The following is an 18,763-nucleotide window of genomic DNA, read 5'->3' as shown; positions in this document are numbered from 1 at the left end:
AGTATGCAAGAAATAATTAGTCAACCAAAATTTCAAGAGCAACTTAAAGCAATCGCCAAATCCAAAAAACAGGATTTCGAAGCGGTTGTAAAAGAAGCTGAAACCTGTTTGCAAGAACTGCATACAGAGCAGAGTCCTGTTGCTAATATGTTAACTTTAAGAGGTTTTGACTATATGATGTCTAAGGCTTATGAGGATAACATAGATGTAGATGTTGAGCAAATAAAGTGGTTGACTAAGTTAATGCGTCATAATTCAGTTGCATTTATTTTAACCCATAAAACGTATCTTGATACGGTTGTGCTAATAAACACATTAGTACAATATGGTATGCCAATCCCATTCTTTTTTGGCGGAATTAATTTGGCCATGCCGGGCATAAAGCAACTAGGAAAAAATTCAGGACTTATTTTTCTAAGACGTAGCTTTAAAGATGATGCGGTTTACAAATTATGCCTACGTAGTTACATATCGCACCTTATTGAACAAGGCGATCATTTAACATGGAATATAGAAGGAACACGATCACGAACAGGTAAAATTGTCTACCCACAAATGGGTATTCTAAAGTATATCATGGAAGGCGAGCGCGATAGCACTCGAGATATTAAGTATGTGCCGGTTTCTATTGTATATGACCTTATTCCTGATGTTAAAGAAATGACAGAAGAAGGTCGTAGAAGTACTGAGAAAAAAGGTGAAACCTTAAAAGCTTTTTTCGGCTATATGCAAAAATTAGGGCATGATTACGGAAGAGCTGCCATAAGATTCGGCGAACCAGTTGATGCCAGCGCTCATAAAAATGCTATTATACCTGATATTGAAGAAGACAGTTACGCCGATAAAAATACACTACCACGATTTGCTTTTGAGCTGATTCATAAAGCTAATCGCATCACACCTGTAACCACAGTATCTCTGGTATGTAATGTGTTACTTAACAATTTCGCAATGACCAAGCGCGAGATAGAGTTCAATATCATTAAGCTAATGAACTATATCGAACAACGCAAAGACGATGTATTATTAGATCGCGGAAATGATGTATCTATTACAGTTCAGAAAGCTCTGAATTTATTATTGAGCTCGCACATTATTACCAAAAGTAAAGCAGGAAGAAAAACACAGTACAGCCTTGCAGCTAACGAATATTTATCTGCAACGTATTATGCAAATATGTCTTCAGGACATTTATACCATCGCGCATTTATAGAAATGGCTTTGGTAAAAATTATGAAGGACAAATCTTCGGACAGAATTATTCATTTCTGGGAAGAAATTATGCATATGCGTAATATATTTAAGTTTGAATTTTTCTACTCTAATAAACCACAATTCAGTGCTGAGATTGAAGCGGAATTAGAATTATTCGACCCAAATTGGAGAGCTATTATTTCTGACCCTGAAGGTGATATTGATGCCTTATTGAAAAAGCAAGAGTTATTTGTTTCTAAAGGCATGCTTTTAATTCATTTAGAAGCTAACAAAGTAGTTTGTCATACATTAAGAAGTTGGGACTTGGAAGACGAGTTTAACGATAAAGAATTTATAGAACTTTGCTTGTTTAAAGGGAAAGAATTACACTGGCAATCTAGAATTACACGATTAGATAGTGTATCTAAACCCTTTTTGATGAGTGCTTTGCGTTTGGCAAAAAACAACAGATTTATACCAATCAATAAAAAGATCGATAATCGACGTTTAGAAAATTGGATACACCTTTTAGATGACTTAACTGACCGATTATATGTATTACAACAGTTAGAAATAAAAGCCAATACTAAAGGTCTAGAGAAGCACAAAAAGGCCAAGAAAAAAGACGTTGTACCAGGTACAGATATAGAACGCTTCTCAACAGTTCATAATAACGAAGAAGACGGTTCGCATATTGCAGCGTTTTTCGATTTAGATCGTACATTAATCGACGACTTCTCTGCCAAAAAATTTGTTCAATCTCGGGTACTAAGTGGTAAAACAACGGCTACAGAATTATTATCGCAATTTGCCACAATATTACTTTATGCAATAGGAAATCGAGATTTCGAAATACTTACACGGTTATCTGCCATTGGTGTAAAAGGCATTAAAGAAAAAGAGTTTACGGAACTTGGGAAAGCCGTTTATAAAAAACATCTAGCGCATACTATATATCCAGAATCTCGAGAATTAATTAAATCTCATATTGAAAAAGGACATAGAGTGGTTATTATTTCTGCTGCAACCATTTATCAAATAAAACCTATAGCTAAAGAGTTGGGTGTCGAAGATATTTATTGTACAGAAATGGAAGTGATAAAAGGCAAGTTTACGGGCAAGATTACTGAGATGTGTTGGGGCGAAGGAAAAGCTAATGCAGGACGCAAATTTGCAAAAGAAAATAATATAGACTTAGCAAAAAGCTACTTCTACACAGATAGTTTTGATGACTATCCATTACTCGATATTGTAGGTAATCCTTATGCTACAAATCCAGATGATCGTTTATCGCAAGTAGCCTTCGAAAGTGGCTGGCCGATTTTACGTTTTAAAGACGCTAAAGAACGTCCTGTAGTTAATGGCTTTAGAACAGGTTTAGCGGCAGCAAGTATATATCCATCATTCCTAAAAGGAGTAGCTAAAGGTGTAATGACTATGTCCAAGCAAGAAGCTGCTAACACTACTTTTGCTAGTATCGGTGATTTAGGAACTAGATTGGCTGGGCTTGATATTTCAATAAAAGGAAAGCATAATCTAGAAAATCATAGACCAGCAGTATTCTGTTTCAATCATCAGAGTTCTGCGGACTTTTTTATAATTTTAAAATTATTGCGTCATGATATTACTGGAGTTGCAAAGAAAGAGTTAGAATACAGCCCAATCGGACCAGTGTTTAAAGCATTAGGTGCTATTTTCATAGATCGATCTAATAAAGAGAAAGCCATCAAATCGCTAGCCAAAGCGGCAGAAGTCTTAAAAGGCGGAACATCTGTTGCAATTGCTCCAGAAGGTACACGAAGCGGAAGTAAAACACTCGGAAAATTTAAAAAAGGAGCATTTCATTTAGCCATGAAAGCTGGTGTGCCAATTGTCCCAATTGTGATAAAGAACGCCTATATGGCAATGCCAAAAGGAAGTTCTGTATTTAAACCTACACATATTGAAGTTTCAGTTTTAGATCCAGTTGATACTTCAGAATGGAAAGCAAAACATATCGATTCTTATATTGAAAATGTTAGAGATATGTTCCAAAAAGAATTAGACTCAGAATAAAACATAAAATATGAAACAAACATTAACAAATTTTAGACATTTTTTTAATGAAATGACTTAAATTTTTAATGTGAGAGCGTAGCGTTTGCATACGTTCTCAATTTTTTATTTAATTTATCAAGAGATAATTAAAAAATTAGAATGTATGAAACTTAAAGTTGGATTATTAGGTGGCGGTTCTTGGGGCACAACAGTAGCTTCACTAACTGCGAAGAATACAGAAACAATTATGTGGGCACGAAACCCAAAAACTGTTGATGAGATTAACACACACCATACCAACGAAAAATACCTGCCAAATGCAAAACTAACAAAGTCATTAAGGGCTTCAACCTCTATTAAAGACACCGTAGAAAATGCAGATGTTATTGTTATGGGAGTTCCTGCTCAGAGCTTTAGAGCTGTTTTAAACGATGCAAAACCTTATATCAGACCTTGGGTGCCAATTGTAAGTTTGGCGAAAGGACTCGAAATTGGGTCAAAAAAACGTATGACTCAAATTATAGAAGAAGAAATGCCAGGCCATCCTGCAGGCGTACTTACTGGACCAAACTTGGCAAAGGAAATCCATTTTGGGAAAGCAGCTGCAACAGTAATTGCAATGGTAGATGACACCTTATCTAAACGTTTACAAACAGTTTTTAGCTCAGGATTATTTAGAGTGTATACCAATAGTGATGTTATTGGTTGTGAATTAGGTGGAGCATTAAAAAATATTATGGCAATTGCTTCAGGAATGGGAGATGGCGCTGGTGCAGGAGACAATACAAGAGCGGCTGTAATTACTAGAGGCTTATCTGAATTAACACGACTTGGGGTAGAAATGGGAGGCAAACGTCGCACATTCTCGGGGCTAGCAGGAATGGGAGACTTAGTCGCAACTTGTTCGAGCTCCAAAAGTAGAAATTACCGTGTTGGCTTTCAGTTAGGACAAGGTCGAAAATTAGATGATATTATTGCAGATATGAATGAAGTTGCTGAAGGTGTAAAATCTGCAAAAGTAGTTATGGAATTGGCTAAGGACTACAATGTAGATATGCCAATCTCGGAAGAAGTTTATAAAGTGCTCTATGAAGGCAATACCGTTAATGATGCTTTTAGAGGCCTTCTTAAATTAGAAGTGGGTTCAGAAAAAGAACCCGGATAAAAATTAGACACCATAAAACAAATTAATATGGCAAAAAAACAAGACCAGACTGCGTCGTTCATGGTTAGATTTAACCAGCGTATTTTTGAAGAAGATGGTGAGCCTAAAGTACAATGGCGTGGAAAAATATCTCATGTGCAAGGCGGGAGCGATGCAAATTTTTCCGACTTTAATGATGCTTTAATCTTTATGCAGCAGAAGCTAGCAGAACTCACTAACGAGGCAACAGAAGGTGAATCTGAAGAACGACGGGAAGGCATTTTGAAGAAGAGTTTCTCGATGTGGAAGACCATGAAAGAAGTTGGGCCTAAAATGATCATGGAAACCATTAAAGATCCAAAAAAGCAAATCTCAAATATTCAGGACCAAATCCAAGACCAGATTTCTAATATCAGCGAAGAGATAAGTCAAAAAGTACAAATTGACCATTGGCGTAATGCTTCAAGAGCAGATTTTCATGATATTCAAAGTGCAATCAATGCCTTGTCTAAAGACATAAAAGCATTATCTGCTAAAGTAGACAAACTTAAAAAGAAGTAGGTCATGCCAGCTTTGAATGATAGCCTAAAAAATCTCAAAAAATTTCAGGAAGAAGCCAAAATTAGGATTCATACCTTGGGGCAATTTGCAGTTTGGCGTCATCAAAACAAAATAGAATCTAAAGCTTGGAGCCGTGATAAAACGACCCAATTACTTCAATATTTAGTGTCTAATCGCCATAGGAATGCGTTGCATAAAGAGCAGATAATGGATCAGCTTTGGGATGATTGGAATGATAATGATTTCAAAGTAGCAATGCATGGCATTAATAAAGTTCTAGAGCCAGATAGAGCTTCACGAACCGAACCAAAATATATTATTAGACAAGGTGTTAGTTATCAACTCAATTTAGAAACGGTTTGGATTGATACTGAAGCATTAGAACAATATATTGTTATCGGTAACGAAAATTATGGTGCTAATAATGCTGTAGCTCAAGAAGCATACAAGGCAGCTATAGACTTGTATAATGGCGTGTATTTACCAAATAGAATTTATGAAGATTGGTCCTCTGAAGAACGCGAAAAAATTCAGGTATTAATTCTAGGTGCGTACATCACTTTAGCTGAGATTTTATTAGAAGATAAGCCTATTGAGAGTATTCGCTTAGCTCAAAATGCATTGGCTATTGATGCCACCTGGGAAGATGCTTACCGCATTCAGATGCAAGCTTATATTAATAAAGGTAACCGACCACAAGCGATTAAAACTTATAAAAAATGTGAAACCATACTTGATGAAGAATATGGTATTTCACCACTTCCAGAAACTAGACAATTGCTTCAAACTATTGAAGAAATAGGTTAGAATTTGATATGAACCTATCAAAAGAAGACATCTTAAACGAAATCATTGTTGGATACCGACAAGTCATCGACCAGCGATATCAGTTTCAAAATCTTAAAAAGAGATATAAATTACCAGAGAGTATTGATGAGCCTATTGTAGAAGACATAAAATACTTCTTTTTAAACTACATCTACCCAGATATTGATAACCGGGAAGAGCTCAATGGCGCATTTCAAACTCTTGACGAAAACATCCGGCGTCCTGAACGTTTATTAGGTCTTTTAAGAGAATCAGTGAAGCTTATTTTTAAGCATGGTCGTCATCTGCCAAAAATAATGATGGCTGGTTTAAAGGCTTTAAAATCGTATAGATCAGCAACCCAGTTTGAAGCCACATTAGTTAAAGCAGCTATAGCGCAAAAAATGGAACCACCTTATAGTGTTTCAAAAATAAATGCACTTATACAAACCTTATCTCTAAAAGATATCGAGCAATTTATAGAAAGTACAGAGTCCTTATTTATGATTATGTACGATGAGGTGTTAGTTCAAAAAATTCAAGATGTTATCGGATATCTTATAGAGCGTATGCGAAAGAATCCAAAACTATTCTCCGAACAAGAAATTAGTGGCTTAGAAATTGGTCTGGAAATGATTATTAAAGGTGATAAAGTATTAAATGATCTTTCTGAAGAACACAAAGACCTTTTAATTCAGTTTATTATTCAAGTAGAAAAAGACAATCTCAATGATTTGTTTACTTAATAACTTCTAACTTTTTCATTTAAAACTTTCCTGTAACTCATTTGTAACTCTTCGTATATATGTTTGCACCATAATATTTATAAAACCTAATTATTATGGCAAAGAATAAGAAAAACAAGGACAACAAATACTTTACTTTAGAAAATGCTATTGATACAGTATCATTAGTAAATACAGTGGCTTTAACTACTACCGAAAAAGTATTTGATAAAGGTTTTGAAACAGTTGAAAAATTACAATCCTTAACAGATAAATTATTAAAGAAAGGATTTAAGTTTTCTGCAAAACAACATGATGTAATGTTCGATGCTTTAGAAGACACTAAAGAAAAAGCAGTAAAAACCTATAAGAAAGTTTCTAAACGCTTTAATAAAAAAGCAGCGTAAAGCTAGTTTCTGAGAAATCAGAACATAGTATTTAGTGAAAATAAGTCAAGAGTTAAGAATGAATTACTCATGGAAAACTCGATCATTGAGTTTGTAACTCATCTGTAACTTGAGAGTTATACGTTTGCACCAGAAATTAAAAACAACACAATAAAGATATTAAGTTATGACAGCTAAAAAAAGCAAAAAAGAAAACAAACTTAACAAAGCGAAAGGTATTGTTAAGAAAATCAATAATGATTTGATTGATGCTTCTTTTCAAGCTATTGAAACAACAGTAAAAGCTGGTGAAAAGTGGCAAAAATTAACTAAGAAGTTAATTAAAAAAGCAGAACCTTTAACTAAGCAACAAATGAATATGGTTGTTGAGACGGCTGAGACTTTAAAAGAGCAAGTAGAAAGTAGTACTGAGCGTCTTAAGGATTTAGTAGGTTACGACCCAAAAATGGTTGAGCAAGCGAAACAAATGATTTCTAGTCATCCTGTAGTAGAAAAAGCTGAAGCTCTTAAAGATAAGATTGAAAAAGAAGTTGCTAGCAATAAGTTTGTTAAGAAAGCAGAAAAAATGACCAACAAGCTTAAAAAGCAAATCTCTGAAACTATCGAAGACGTAAAAGAAAAAGTTGAGGATTATACAGAAGATATCGTTGAAGATGTAAAGGAAAAGGTAGAAGATGTTAAGGATAAAGTGGAAGATTTAATTGGTTTAGAAGAAAAGCCAAAGAAAAAAGCTACTAAGAAAGCTCCTGCAAAAAAATCAACTGCTAAAAAAGTAGTAGAGAAAGTAGTAATTGCTAAGACTGATGTTAAAAATAATCTTAAAGTAATAAAAGGTATTGGTCCTAAATTAGAAGAGACTTTGAACAAAGTAGGTATTACTGCTTACGCACAGTTAGCAAAAGTTACGCTTAAAGATTTAAGAGCAGTATTAACTGAAGCTGGTGTAAACCCAAAGATGTACGACTTATCTGGTTGGAAATCACAAGCTAAAGAAGCTTTAAAAAAATAAATTATTAATAGTTTAATATAAAGTATTATGAGCAAGAAAGTAAACAAAAAAACAGTAGTAGCAACTGTAAACGAAGCTTTAGATACAACTAAGAAAGTAGCTTCAAAAACAAACGAATTTGCTTTAAACACTACTGAAGAAGTAGTATTAGGAACAATACATGTAGCTGGTCAGTGGCAAAAAGTTACTGAAAAAGCTTTAAAAGGTGGATTAAAATTAATGGCGAACCAACAAGATTTAGTGTTCAATGCACTAGACATGTTTAAAGGACAATTGGTTCAAAGTAAAAAGAGATTAACTAAGGTTTTTGCTTAGTTAGGTTAGTTGATTTATTAGTTAAAAAAGCCTTCAGATTTTAATTCTGAAGGCTTTTTTTATGACTTAATTTATACCTATTTTCTAGCAACATCCACCACCATCATAATGATAGGTAGATTCGCTAATGAAAATATCATCTCTTCCTAAACCAGCTAAATCACCTGCAGTTTTATCACATATTGCAATTGGCTGATTCTTTAGCAGAATATGACCTTTCTTATCATCAAAAAAGTCTTCTTCTCCAAAATAAATAGCAGCTTTTCCAGTAAAGACACAAGGACCATCATCTGGCATTGGGTCTTTAATTGCTGCAACCTCGATAGACTCTATATATATTAGCTCTTCCGTTGGATAATTTTTAGGGTCAAGAATTCTATAAGGCTTTCTTGCTCTAATTTCAATAGTTCCAAATCCAGCATCAGTTAACATCTTAACGTACTCATTAATTGGCAGACTGCCGCTTAAGCATAATGCACGAAGGCGTTCGTCATTTCTTAGTGTCTCATTCATTTGCTGCTCACATGTTGGGTCGCTCATTACCAAACGACCGTGAGGTTTTAATACACGATACATTTCAGAAATGGCTCTCTTAAGATCTTCTTCTTTGAAGATATTAAATAAGCAATTTTGAGCCGCAACATCTATAGTATTATCTTCAACAGGAAGATTTAAAGCATCACCTTTTTTTAGATCTACAAACTCTGATCTAAACCAAGGATTTAATTCTTCAGCTTCAACGAAGTTTTTTCGAGAGGCTTCTAACATTTCATCTACAACATCCACACCGACAACACCACCTTTTTCTCTATTGAAATATGCAAATTGTAGTAGTTCCATACCACCGCCAACACCAACATAAAGCATTTTTGGATTATTGGTTAAATCTCTTGCATGAACCGTACTACCACAGCCATAGTTCATCTCTTGCATTATTTTTGGAATTTTTAATCCTGGTAATTCCCAAATAGGATTTGTGGTACAGCAAAGACCAACATCTGGTGTTAATGCTGCTTCTTTATATACATCGTGAGTGGTTTCTAAATAGCTACTCATGTTATAGTGTTTTAATTAGTTCTTTAAATAAGGTTATCATATTAGGCTCTGCTTTTGCCGCCATTGCAATAATATCTGCAATATCTACAGGCTTTAGATTATTTGGGTCGCATTCATCCGTTAAAACTGACACTGCTGCCACTTTTAAACCTAAATGATTTGCTACAATAATTTCAGGTACAGTACTCATACCAACGGCATCAGAACCTATAATTTTTAGCATTCGGTATTCAGCACGTGTTTCGAGTTGTGGGCCAACCACACTTGTATAAACACCTTTATGTAATTGAATATTATTTTGTTGTGCTATGCTTTCAAATTTAGAATTTAATTCAGAATCGTAAGGCTCACTCATGTCAGTAAATCGTTCACCCAGTTCAGAAACACCTTTAAAAGCTAGCGGAGAACTTCCTTGTAAATTAATGTGGTCATCAATTAACATTAATTCTCCTTTTTTGAAATCTAAATTGATAGCACCAGCAGCATTAGAAACTAACAAGGTTTTAATTCCTAATTTTTCCATGATTCTTACTGGAAACGTCACATCTTGAAGTGTATAACCTTCATAAACGTGAAAACGCCCTTGCATGACTACCACTTTTTTACCTCCTAGATTTCCATAGATTAATTTGCCTTTGTGAAACTCAACAGTAGCAGTAGGAAAGTTAGGAATATGATTGTAACTGGCTTCGGCGATGATGTCAACTTCATTGATCAGCTGACCTAAGCCTGTGCCTAAAATAATACCAACCTCGGGTGCATCAAAACCTTTTTTTTGTAAATATTCGGTACTTTCTAAAATATATTTTATCATAATAAACATCGTAGTTAAAGGTCAAAAATATCCATAACTACGTTGAAGAACAATTATTAAATAATAATTATTCCATAATTAATCGTTTTATAGTCTGTTTAGTGCCCGATGCAATTGTCATCATGTATACTCCAGATTTTAATCCGTCTAAATTCATTTCAGAATTTAAAGATTATGTTGTTTAAAACAAATAATTGAAATTTTTATAGGGCTTTAAGTCTTCTAAATAGTCTATGTCGTTTAAAGTTTCTAAAACATACAACGATTGACCATAAAAATCCTTTTTTGTCTCCTCAAAAACAGTTTCGCTACCCCATTTTTTGCTTTCAAATACTTTTTTGTTTAACACATTCATGCCCAAAAGATAGTAGCCGCCATCTTCAGCTGGGCCGATAACGGCGTCATTAGTATCTAGTTTTTTAAAAGCATTTTCTATGATAGTTTCACTTAAATCTAGTAAGTCACTTCCAACAATAATTAGTTTTTTAAATCCTTCGGAAAACAGAGTTTCAAAAGCATTTTGCATTCGCTCACCTAAATCCTTTCCGTTTTGAAGTCTTTTATTGAAAGAATTGTTATCCCATAAATCATTATCCAGAATATTTTCAGAATAAAACACAAAACGTTCAGTATTTACTTTTTTAGCAATTTCAGCAGTGTGAGACAATAAGTGTTTATAAATCTTTAATGCTTCCTCATCACCAATAGACTTTGCTAGTCTGGTTTTGCATTTTCCTAATTCAGGATTTCTTGTGAATATAATTAGCGCCTTATCACTCATTCTTTAGGTTTTGGGAAGATTTTAATTCCTTTTTTTAGCCATTTACTCCATTCTTCTTCAAATGTATGAACACTATCCGTGAGTAATTCTTTACTATTATATGTATTTAAAGATTTGTTTTTCCATTCAAAAATACCACCATAGAGATTTTTAACATTGGTGTAACCAGAAGCTTTAAGTTGTTCTGCTATATCTTCAGATCTAATGCCTAATGAACAATAGACTACAATGAGTTGGTTTTTGTCTTTGATTTTCTTTTCGACGCGTGTGATATCAAAATTGTCATAACCAACACAAATAGAATTTTTAATATGACTGGTTTGGTATTCATAAGTTTCTCTTGTATCTAAAAGAATCACGTTATCTTTTAATTGAGATAAATCCTCTGCCAAAATATATGGAATAGACTCGGTATTATATTCCTTTAATAACTCAGAAAGCGAGTTTTGTGAATAGCTAAGATTAAAAAGACTCATAAAAATGAAAGTCTTTATTATAAGTGAGTAATTAAATTTCATAAAGGGCAATTCAACTACTAAGCTACTGTGCCTTGGCAACTACTTCCTGCGCCAGCTGTACAACCATAACAATGCTGAGAAATAACAATGTTTCTGCCTTCGAGCAGTTCTTCGTTGTACTCAGAGATATGTTTCGATTTACTATTTACAGGTAATTTTAGCATCTGATTAAAATCGCAATCGTACAAGTAGCCATCCCAACTTACTGAGAGTGTATTTGTACACATTACATTGGCAACAGCTGAAGGATTATAGGCTTCCACTAAGGCATACATATAATCTTCATAGTTTTCTGAAGCAATAAGATAATCTAGAAATCTTGAAATAGGCAAATTAGTAATTGCAAAAAGATTATGGAATTGAATCCCAAAATCTTCCATTAGAGCCTTTTTAAAGTCTTTTTCCATTGAGGCTTGATCACCAGGTAAAAATGCTCCGGAAGGATTGTAAACTAAATCTAACTTTAAGTCACTATTTGGCATACCATAACCAATGGCGTTTAATTCTTGAAGTGCTTTAATAGACATATCAAAAACACCATCACCTCGTTGCTTGTCTGTTTTGCCACGTGTCCAATGTGGCATAGAAGATACAACATGCACATTATGCTTTTTGAAAAACTCTGGTAAATCGTAATACTTTTTGTTTGCACGAATTATAGTAAGGTTAGATCTAACTATAAAATCTTTGATACCAGCTTTTGAAGCTTCTTCAACAAACCACCTAAAGTTAGGGTTCATCTCTGGTGCACCACCAGTTAAGTCCAAGGTATGTGCTCCTGTCTTTTTAATAACTTCCAAACATTGTTGCATGGTTTCCGTAGTCATGATTTCTTTACGATCAGGACCAGCATCTACATGGCAATGCTCACAAACTTGATTACACATGTAACCGACATTAATTTGGAGAATTTCTAATTTTTTGGCTTTTAGTGGAAACTGATTGGTTTCGGCTATTTTATTTTTGAATGTTGGTAATTCTCCATTTTGAAAAATACCATTTGATAAAATCTCTACTTGGCGTCTAGCATTGGCCAATTCACTTTCTCGTCTTTTAAGAGATTTAGTCTTAAGCTTCGTCATATATAATAATTATCCGTCTAACTTATTTACTTTGTTCATCATTTGAACACCATGCACCAAAGTTGCACCACTCTTTATAGCAGCACCGACATGTATAGCTTCCATCATCTCTTCTTTGGTAACACCGCGTTGGAGTCCATCTTTGGTATAAGCATCAATACAATAAGGGCATTGTTCTGTGTGTGCTACTGCTAATGCAATAAGTGATTTCTCGCGTGCAGTTAGTGCGCCTTCTTCAAATACCTTACCGTAGTAGTCAAAAAACTTAGTTCCAAGTTCTTCACTCCATTCTGTAATTTTTCCAAATTTTCTTAAGTCAGCTGGATCGTAATAGGTTTTAGACATAATTTTTTTTTAGAAAAAACAAGATACTACTTTAGTCTGATGTAAAAGCTAAAGCTTACATAAATTTTAGTGTATTTTAAACCAAAAAACCCGATTCAAAAAAAGAATCGGGCTTTTCACGGTGGTGCCTCCAGGAATCGAACCAGGGACACAAGGATTTTCAGTCCTTTGCTCTACCAACTGAGCTAAGGCACCAGTTGCTTAATTAAGCGGATGCAAATATATATTCATTTTTAGTATTACCAAAAAGAAATTTACAAAATTTGATTTTATAAATTTGCGGTTTAGTATTAGACGATGAACCTAATTATTGATGTCGGAAACACCTTTGTGAAATTTGCTGTATTTGAACATAATACGCTTATTCATAAAGAAAGCTTTACACTTGAAGAATTTAAGAAGCGATTTAAATCGATAAAAAAGAAATTTCCTAGACTTTTATCATGCATTGTATCTTCTGTTGGTAGACTCAAGAAAGATGAAGTAAATGCTATTGTAAAAGACTTAAATCTTTTAGTTTTAAATTCCGACACAAAAGTTCCTTTTAAAAACACTTACAAAACCCCGAAAACTTTAGGAGTGGATCGCCTAGCATTAGTAAGTGCATCTATTTTAAATTACTCGAATAATAATGTCCTTATTATAGACGCTGGTACATGTATCACCTATGATTTTATTACTCATGAAAACAAATATATTGGTGGTGCTATCTCTCCAGGAATTAGACTGCGATATAAGTCATTAAATAATTTAACGGCCAATCTTCCGTTATTAGAAACCGAAACCCCTAAAATAATTACTGGCAATACAACTGAAACCTCTATTCATTCTGGCGTAGTTTTTGGTGTTATTAAAGAAATTGATGGTGTTATTGACACTTATACCGAGAAATATTCAGATTTAACAGTTATTTTAACAGGTGGCGACGCCAAATTGTTGTCAGAACAATTAAAAAATAGCATATTTGCCAACTCGGATTTTTTGCTTGAGGGTTTAAATTATATTCTAGAATTTAATTCATAATAATGATTAAAAGATTTGTTGTAGTAATCATTACAATTGTTGGCAGTTTGAGCTATGGACAGCAAGGCACTGCTTCTCCTTATTCTTTTTACGGAATTGGTAGTCTTAAGTTTAGAGGAACTGTCGAAAATAGAGGCATGGGTGGTATTGGCTCTTATATCGATAGCCTACATATAAACCTTAGGAATCCCGCATCTTATGCTGGTAAAAATTTGACATCCACGCCTTATGATGGCGAGAGTCGACCGGTTAAATTTTCCGTAGCAGGTTCATTTAGTAGTCTGGAACTTAATAGTACCACAGAATCTGAAAATGCAAATAGTTCAACTTTCGATTATTTGGCAGTATCCATACCATTAGGACGATTTGGAGCAGGGTTTGGATTATTACCTTTTACTTCTGTGGGTTACAAGCTTCAAGATATTGACGCCACTCAAAATAACCGTGTAGATTTTAGATATGAAGGCGAAGGTGGACTTAATAAAGTATTTTTAAGTTTGGGTTATTTAGTTTCAGATGGTTTTACGGTAGGAGTTGATGCTAATTATAACTTTGGTAATACTCAAAATAGTGCTATTCAGTTTTTGTACGATACTAATGGTAATCTCATACAGTTTGCATCAAGAGAAGATAATCGGTCTGACTTAAGTGGATTAAATTTCAATTTTGGAGCGGCTTACAAGAGAAAGATTACAGATAAATTAGAGATGTCTGCTACGGCAACCTTTTCGCCAGAAAGCGACTTAACCTCTAAAAACGATCGTTCAGTATCTACAGTTATTGTAAACGCTTTTGGTGATGAATTTGTGCAAAATACTATAGACGTAAATTTAGCGAATAGTGGCTTGGAAGAAACAGATTTAACCTTGCCGAATCGCTTATCTTTTGGATTAGGAATAGGAGAACCATCAAAATGGTTTGCTGGAGCAGAATTTGTTTCACAGAATACTAGTGTGTTCGATAATCCAATCTTTAGTACCACAAACTCATCCTATGAAGATGCTACATCTTTTGCAATTGGAGGTTTTTATTTACCAAACTATAAATCATTGTCAAGTTACTTTAAGAGAGTGACTTATAGAGCTGGAGCGCGTTTTGAGAACACAGGTCTAGTTGTTAATGACGAATCAATTAACGAGTTTGGCATATCTTTTGGTTTAGGTTTACCAGTAGGTCCTGCAACTGGCACATTTTCCGAAATTAACTTAGGATTTGAGTTTGGTCAAAGGGGTACAAAAAACAGTAATTTGATACAAGAAAATTTCTTTAATGTAAACGTAAGTCTATCTTTGAGCGATAGATGGTTTCAAAAACGAAAATATAACTAACAAAAATTTAAACGATGAAGACGAAGATTACATTATTACTATTTACTCTTTTTGTTGGGTTTAGTGTAGTAAACGCGCAACAAGATGAAGAGTGTTTGAATAATCTATCTATTTTTAGTTCTTATGCTAAGAATAAAAATTATGATGCTGCTTATGAGCCATGGATGTTGGTAAGAAAAAAATGTCCAGGTTTTAACAGAGCTTTGTACGCTAAAAGTACAAAGAGTGGTGGAGGACAAGATGTATTATTGCACAAAATAAAAACTACTTCTGGAGATGAGAAAGTTGGGCACATTAAAGACCTTTTAACCTTGTACGAAGAATACAATGAGCATTTTTCATCAAAAGAACCGAAAGGAAAAATGTATTCAGATGTGGCTAAGTTATCCTACAAATACAGAAAAGAGTTAGGTTTATCTGATGCTAATTTATACAACCTTTTTGATAAAGGTTATACTCAAGATTTAAAGAATTTTAAAGACCCTCAAGCCTTATTAACCTATTTCAAACTTAAGGTTAAAGCTTATGAGAGTAGTGCAAAAGGAACTAGCGATACACAAGCTTTATTTGATAAGTACGATGATGTTAATGATAAAATAGAAACGGAAGTTGGTAAGGCATCTAAAGAATTAAATAAACTTATTCAAAAAGAAGAAACTGGAGGTGCATTGACCTCTAAGGAAAAGAGTTACAAACGTTTTTATGAGCAAACTTTAAATGCTTTTGATAAAATTTCTGGTAGTCTTGATGCTGAAGTAAGTATCCATGCGACTTGTGAAAATTTAATCCCGCTTTATCAAAAGAATTTTGATGCTAATAAAAATGATGCTCAATGGTTACAGCGTGCAATGAACAAAATGGGGCAGAAAGAATGTACTGATGATCCAATGTTTGAAAAGTTAGTAGCTCAGAAAAACACGATTGAGCCTGATGCAAGTACAGCTTATTATTTAGGTATTCTTAATGAGAAAAAAGGAGATATTTCTAAGGCTGAAGAATACTATGCTCAAGCTGAAAGCTTAGAGACAGACCCACTTAAAAAATGGAAGTTTGTTTATGGTAGAGCTGAGAAAAACAGAAAGAAAGGTGCTTATGGTAAAGCAAGACAATTATACCGACAAGCATTAAAGTTGAATCCTTCAAACGGTGCACCTCACTTAAGAATTGCGGCAATGTATAATAAGAGTGCCAACAACTGTGGTGACAGCGTATTTAACAAAAGAGCTGTATATTGGTTAGCCGCAGCTGAAGCTCGTAAAGCTGGTAGAGTAGATAGTCGATTAAAGAAAGCTGCTGCACAAACTGCTGCAAGTTACGAAGCAAAAGCGCCAGACAAAAGCATGATATTTACTGCAGGCAATTCAGGACAGTCTATTAGAATTGGATGTTGGATTGGAGCTTCGGTAACAGTGCCATAATGATAAAGTGAGACGTAAATACTTACATATAATTTTAAACATAGTCACAGCATTAGCTGTGACTATGTTTTTTGCATGTAAAAACAACTTTAAAGATGTACAACAGGTTGGTGTGCTCCAAAATGTTCCTATTGGTATTGCTGACACCATTAATTTAAAGTACACTGATTCGTTTATGCTTAGAGCAAATCTGCTAAGCTCTAAAATGATAGACTATTCTAATAGAGATTTTGGTTTTTCAGAGTTTCCAGAAGGTATCGAACTGATTATATATGATGATGAAGGCAATGCAAGTCAAATATTTTCGGATTATGCAATTATCTATAATGATACCGATTTAATTGATTTGCGTGGTAATGTAATTTTGGCAACTCATAAAAATGACTCTTTGTTCACACCCCAAATGTATTATGACCAAAAGAGTGAATGGGTCTTTACTAATGAAAATTTTAGACTTCGCTCAGAGGGTACAGATGTTTCTGGCCGAGGATTTGATTCTGATAGAAATTTTGTGGATTACGAAATGCTCGAGTCTGGTGGCATTATGGAACTAGATAATTAACTATCTTTAATTGGTGACTGAGCGGAGCCGAAGTCACATTATTAAAAACATTGAGTTATGATTAAAGCACTAAAAATATTTCAATACGCTTACATAATTTTTGCGATCCTATTTGCTTGGGATGCCATTTCTAATTGGTCAACAGATAGAAACCGCTCATACATGTCGTTATTATTTGCGTCATTAGCTGTGTTTATGTTTTTCTTTAGAAAGCGATTTAGAAAAAAGTTCGAGGACAGACGAAAACAATAATTGATGTCTACAGATGCCATAATTATTATTGTATCACTTTTACTGTCTGCATTCTTCTCAGGTATGGAGATTGCCTATGTGTCTTCTAATAAAATTCATATTGAGTTAGAGAAAAAACAAGGTGATTTTTTAGGAAAACTCTTAGAAAGACTAACTGTAAAACCATCAAAGTTTATTACTACAATGCTAATAGGCAATAATATTGCATTAGTTATTTATGGTTTTAAAATGGGTGATGTATTAGTAAAGTGGTTTCAAGGATTTTTACCTTCGGATATATCATTTCTTAATTACTTGCTGGTAGAGTTTCAATTATTGACACAAACGGTCATATCGACTGCCATTATTTTACTAACTGCTGAGTTTTTGCCAAAGGTGTTTTTTCAGATTTACTCCAATGTATTGTTAAAACTATTTGCGCTCCCTGCTTATATTTTTTATCTCATATTTAGTCCAATTTCTGAGTTTGTAATTCGTATTTCAGATTTTGTTTTAAAAACGTTTTTTAAGACAGAAGGTGATGCCGTAGAGCTAGCATTAACTAAAGTAGAATTAGGCAATTTTATTACTGAACAAATGGAATCTGTTGAAGAAGATGAAGAGGTAGATAGTGAGATTCAAATTTTTCAAAATGCACTTGAGTTTACAGAAGTAAAGGCTAGGGAAGTTATGGTGCCTCGCACCGAAATCATGGCAATAGATATCTTCGATTCTATAGAAAATTTAACACAAGCATTTGTAGATACAGGTTATACCAAAATTTTAGTTTACAAAAATTCTATTGATGATATTTTGGGATATGTACATTCTTTCGAATTGTTTAAAAAACCCAAGACCATCAAGTCTATTTTAATACCAGTTGTGTTTGTTCCTGAAACTATTTTGGTTAAGGACGTGTTGAATCTTCTTAATAAAAAACGAAAAAGCATAGCTGTAGTTATTGATGAATATGGTGGTACTTCTGGAATGATGACGGTAGAAGACATTATTGAAGAACTTTTTGGAGAAATTGAAGATGAGCACGATAGTGTTGCACTGACCGAAGAGCAAATTACAGAGGATACGTTTAACTTCTCCGCACGTTTAGAGGTCGATTATATTAATGAAACCTACAAACTAAACCTTCCTGAAAGTGAAGCTTATGAGACATTAGGAGGATTAATTGTTCATTTTACCGAAGATATTCCGGTGTTAAATGATACGATAAAAATCGAAAATTTTAAGTTTCAGATAACCGAAGCATCTTCTGCAAAAATAGATAGTGTGCAACTTAAAATTATGCCTGAAGAATAGTTGGCCTCTCATCCTTTAAAAAATGAGAGTTCTTCCTTTTATTATTTACTAGAAAATGCTATTTTCGCACACTTAAATTTAACAAACGAAAT

The 18,763-nt window shown here is 33.9% G+C and carries 20 protein-coding genes and 1 tRNA gene; 14 read left to right on the top strand and 7 right to left on the bottom strand.

Annotation, left to right across the window (positions count from 1 at the left end; genetic code table 11):
• Positions 1-3 precede the first annotated feature (3 nt).
• The 8 genes from ED556_RS11900 to ED556_RS11865 all read left to right on the top strand — a co-directional run bounded on the left by ED556_RS11900 (position 4) and on the right by ED556_RS11865 (position 8,199).
• Positions 4-3,249, top strand: coding sequence for an HAD-IB family hydrolase (locus tag ED556_RS11900; protein ID WP_296324032.1), 3,246 nt, complete (start codon positions 4-6; stop codon positions 3,247-3,249).
• 145 nt (positions 3,250-3,394) lie between these two features.
• Entirely contained in the window at positions 3,395-4,396 is a 1,002-nt protein-coding gene (locus tag ED556_RS11895) for an NAD(P)H-dependent glycerol-3-phosphate dehydrogenase (protein ID WP_296324029.1), read from the top strand.
• A gap of 27 nt (positions 4,397-4,423) precedes the next feature.
• Positions 4,424-4,936: a hypothetical protein gene (locus ED556_RS11890; protein WP_296324027.1), complete on the top strand. Its 513-nt coding sequence runs from the start codon at positions 4,424-4,426 to the stop codon at positions 4,934-4,936.
• 3 nt (positions 4,937-4,939) lie between these two features.
• The gene (locus ED556_RS11885) at positions 4,940-5,743 is read left to right on the top strand and encodes a BTAD domain-containing putative transcriptional regulator (RefSeq protein ID WP_296324024.1); all 804 of its coding nucleotides are present in this window, start codon (positions 4,940-4,942) and stop codon (positions 5,741-5,743) included.
• A gap of 8 nt (positions 5,744-5,751) precedes the next feature.
• Positions 5,752-6,489: a hypothetical protein gene (locus ED556_RS11880; RefSeq protein ID WP_296324022.1), complete on the top strand. Its 738-nt coding sequence runs from the start codon at positions 5,752-5,754 to the stop codon at positions 6,487-6,489.
• A gap of 95 nt (positions 6,490-6,584) precedes the next feature.
• Positions 6,585-6,875, top strand: coding sequence for a hypothetical protein (locus ED556_RS11875; RefSeq protein WP_296324019.1), 291 nt, complete (start codon positions 6,585-6,587; stop codon positions 6,873-6,875).
• Positions 6,876-7,041: 166 nt separating this feature from the next.
• Positions 7,042-7,884, top strand: coding sequence for a hypothetical protein (locus ED556_RS11870; protein ID WP_296324016.1), 843 nt, complete (start codon positions 7,042-7,044; stop codon positions 7,882-7,884).
• 27 nt (positions 7,885-7,911) lie between these two features.
• On the top strand, positions 7,912-8,199 hold the full coding sequence (locus tag ED556_RS11865) for a hypothetical protein (RefSeq protein ID WP_296324012.1): 288 nt from the start codon (positions 7,912-7,914) through the stop codon (positions 8,197-8,199).
• A gap of 84 nt (positions 8,200-8,283) precedes the next feature.
• Here the strand turns inward: ED556_RS11865 and arsM are convergent, their stop codons facing one another.
• From arsM to ED556_RS11830, 7 genes are all read right to left on the bottom strand, one after another.
• Complete coding sequence (gene arsM, locus ED556_RS11860; RefSeq protein WP_296324009.1) at positions 8,284-9,255, bottom strand: arsenosugar biosynthesis arsenite methyltransferase ArsM; 972 nt, start codon at positions 9,253-9,255, stop codon at positions 8,284-8,286.
• 1 nt (position 9,256) lies between these two features.
• Entirely contained in the window at positions 9,257-10,069 is an 813-nt protein-coding gene (locus ED556_RS11855) for a purine-nucleoside phosphorylase (protein ID WP_296324006.1), read from the bottom strand.
• 181 nt (positions 10,070-10,250) lie between these two features.
• A complete protein-coding gene (locus tag ED556_RS11850) occupies positions 10,251-10,850 on the bottom strand; it encodes a TIGR04282 family arsenosugar biosynthesis glycosyltransferase (protein WP_296324004.1) in 600 nt (199 codons plus the stop codon).
• The gene (locus ED556_RS11845) at positions 10,847-11,326 is read right to left on the bottom strand and encodes a rhodanese-like domain-containing protein (protein WP_296323999.1); all 480 of its coding nucleotides are present in this window, start codon (positions 11,324-11,326) and stop codon (positions 10,847-10,849) included. The genes ED556_RS11850 and ED556_RS11845 overlap by 4 nt, the downstream gene beginning before the upstream one ends.
• Before the next feature lie 59 nt (positions 11,327-11,385).
• The gene (gene arsS / locus ED556_RS11840) at positions 11,386-12,450 is read right to left on the bottom strand and encodes an arsenosugar biosynthesis radical SAM (seleno)protein ArsS (protein WP_296323996.1); all 1,065 of its coding nucleotides are present in this window, start codon (positions 12,448-12,450) and stop codon (positions 11,386-11,388) included.
• A 9-nt stretch (positions 12,451-12,459) separates the two neighbouring features.
• Complete coding sequence (locus tag ED556_RS11835) at positions 12,460-12,795, bottom strand: arsenosugar biosynthesis-associated peroxidase-like protein (protein WP_296323994.1); 336 nt, start codon at positions 12,793-12,795, stop codon at positions 12,460-12,462.
• A 122-nt stretch (positions 12,796-12,917) separates the two neighbouring features.
• Positions 12,918-12,990 (bottom strand) — tRNA-Phe (locus ED556_RS11830).
• Between the two features lie 102 nt (positions 12,991-13,092).
• On the opposite strand from ED556_RS11830, the gene ED556_RS11825 reads away from it, so the two are divergent.
• The 6 genes from ED556_RS11825 to ED556_RS11800 are packed head-to-tail and all read left to right on the top strand — an operon-like array spanning position 13,093 to position 18,671.
• Positions 13,093-13,818, top strand: a complete 726-nt coding sequence (locus ED556_RS11825) for a type III pantothenate kinase (RefSeq protein ID WP_296323991.1) — start codon at positions 13,093-13,095, stop codon at positions 13,816-13,818.
• Positions 13,819-13,820: 2 nt separating this feature from the next.
• Positions 13,821-15,146: a hypothetical protein gene (locus ED556_RS11820; RefSeq protein WP_296323988.1), complete on the top strand. Its 1,326-nt coding sequence runs from the start codon at positions 13,821-13,823 to the stop codon at positions 15,144-15,146.
• 14 nt (positions 15,147-15,160) lie between these two features.
• Positions 15,161-16,564 (top strand): hypothetical protein, encoded by a 1,404-nt coding sequence (locus ED556_RS11815; protein ID WP_296323985.1) that lies wholly within the window; start codon positions 15,161-15,163, stop codon positions 16,562-16,564.
• Between the two features lie 7 nt (positions 16,565-16,571).
• Positions 16,572-17,126, top strand: a complete 555-nt coding sequence (gene lptC / locus ED556_RS11810; RefSeq protein WP_296323981.1) for an LPS export ABC transporter periplasmic protein LptC — start codon at positions 16,572-16,574, stop codon at positions 17,124-17,126.
• 57 nt (positions 17,127-17,183) lie between these two features.
• Positions 17,184-17,378, top strand: coding sequence for a hypothetical protein (locus ED556_RS11805; RefSeq protein ID WP_366663752.1), 195 nt, complete (start codon positions 17,184-17,186; stop codon positions 17,376-17,378).
• Positions 17,379-17,381: 3 nt separating this feature from the next.
• Positions 17,382-18,671, top strand: coding sequence for a hemolysin family protein (locus tag ED556_RS11800; protein ID WP_296323978.1), 1,290 nt, complete (start codon positions 17,382-17,384; stop codon positions 18,669-18,671).
• Positions 18,672-18,763: the final 92 nt, after the last annotated feature.

The sequence above is a fragment of the Winogradskyella sp. genome (assembly GCF_003712105.1).
Taxonomy (GTDB): domain Bacteria; phylum Bacteroidota; class Bacteroidia; order Flavobacteriales; family Flavobacteriaceae; genus Winogradskyella.
Note: the sequence above shows the minus strand (reverse complement) of the source record. Positions and strands in the feature narration are given on the sequence as shown.

What these genes read in the sequence shown, in the direction of transcription:
- ED556_RS11880 (WP_296324022.1), top strand. Translation starts at nt 5,752, where the DNA reads ATGAACCTATCAAAAGAAGACATCTTAAACGAAATCATTGTTGGATAC.
- ED556_RS11825 (WP_296323991.1), top strand. Translation starts at nt 13,093, where the DNA reads ATGAACCTAATTATTGATGTCGGAAACACCTTTGTGAAATTTGCTGTA.
- ED556_RS11885 (WP_296324024.1), top strand. Translation starts at nt 4,940, where the DNA reads ATGCCAGCTTTGAATGATAGCCTAAAAAATCTCAAAAAATTTCAGGAA.
- ED556_RS11865 (WP_296324012.1), top strand. Translation starts at nt 7,912, where the DNA reads ATGAGCAAGAAAGTAAACAAAAAAACAGTAGTAGCAACTGTAAACGAA.
- ED556_RS11875 (WP_296324019.1), top strand. Translation starts at nt 6,585, where the DNA reads ATGGCAAAGAATAAGAAAAACAAGGACAACAAATACTTTACTTTAGAA.
- ED556_RS11835 (WP_296323994.1), bottom strand. Translation starts at nt 12,795, where the DNA reads ATGTCTAAAACCTATTACGATCCAGCTGACTTAAGAAAATTTGGAAAA.
- ED556_RS11820 (WP_296323988.1), top strand. Translation starts at nt 13,821, where the DNA reads ATGATTAAAAGATTTGTTGTAGTAATCATTACAATTGTTGGCAGTTTG.
- arsM (WP_296324009.1), bottom strand. Translation starts at nt 9,255, where the DNA reads ATGAGTAGCTATTTAGAAACCACTCACGATGTATATAAAGAAGCAGCA.
- ED556_RS11870 (WP_296324016.1), top strand. Translation starts at nt 7,042, where the DNA reads ATGACAGCTAAAAAAAGCAAAAAAGAAAACAAACTTAACAAAGCGAAA.
- ED556_RS11900 (WP_296324032.1), top strand. Translation starts at nt 4, where the DNA reads ATGCAAGAAATAATTAGTCAACCAAAATTTCAAGAGCAACTTAAAGCA.
- ED556_RS11800 (WP_296323978.1), top strand. Translation starts at nt 17,382, where the DNA reads ATGTCTACAGATGCCATAATTATTATTGTATCACTTTTACTGTCTGCA.
- ED556_RS11845 (WP_296323999.1), bottom strand. Translation starts at nt 11,326, where the DNA reads ATGAGTCTTTTTAATCTTAGCTATTCACAAAACTCGCTTTCTGAGTTA.
- ED556_RS11805 (WP_366663752.1), top strand. Translation starts at nt 17,184, where the DNA reads ATGATTAAAGCACTAAAAATATTTCAATACGCTTACATAATTTTTGCG.
- ED556_RS11855 (WP_296324006.1), bottom strand. Translation starts at nt 10,069, where the DNA reads ATGATAAAATATATTTTAGAAAGTACCGAATATTTACAAAAAAAAGGT.
- ED556_RS11815 (WP_296323985.1), top strand. Translation starts at nt 15,161, where the DNA reads ATGAAGACGAAGATTACATTATTACTATTTACTCTTTTTGTTGGGTTT.
- ED556_RS11890 (WP_296324027.1), top strand. Translation starts at nt 4,424, where the DNA reads ATGGCAAAAAAACAAGACCAGACTGCGTCGTTCATGGTTAGATTTAAC.
- ED556_RS11895 (WP_296324029.1), top strand. Translation starts at nt 3,395, where the DNA reads ATGAAACTTAAAGTTGGATTATTAGGTGGCGGTTCTTGGGGCACAACA.
- ED556_RS11850 (WP_296324004.1), bottom strand. Translation starts at nt 10,850, where the DNA reads ATGAGTGATAAGGCGCTAATTATATTCACAAGAAATCCTGAATTAGGA.
- arsS (WP_296323996.1), bottom strand. Translation starts at nt 12,450, where the DNA reads ATGACGAAGCTTAAGACTAAATCTCTTAAAAGACGAGAAAGTGAATTG.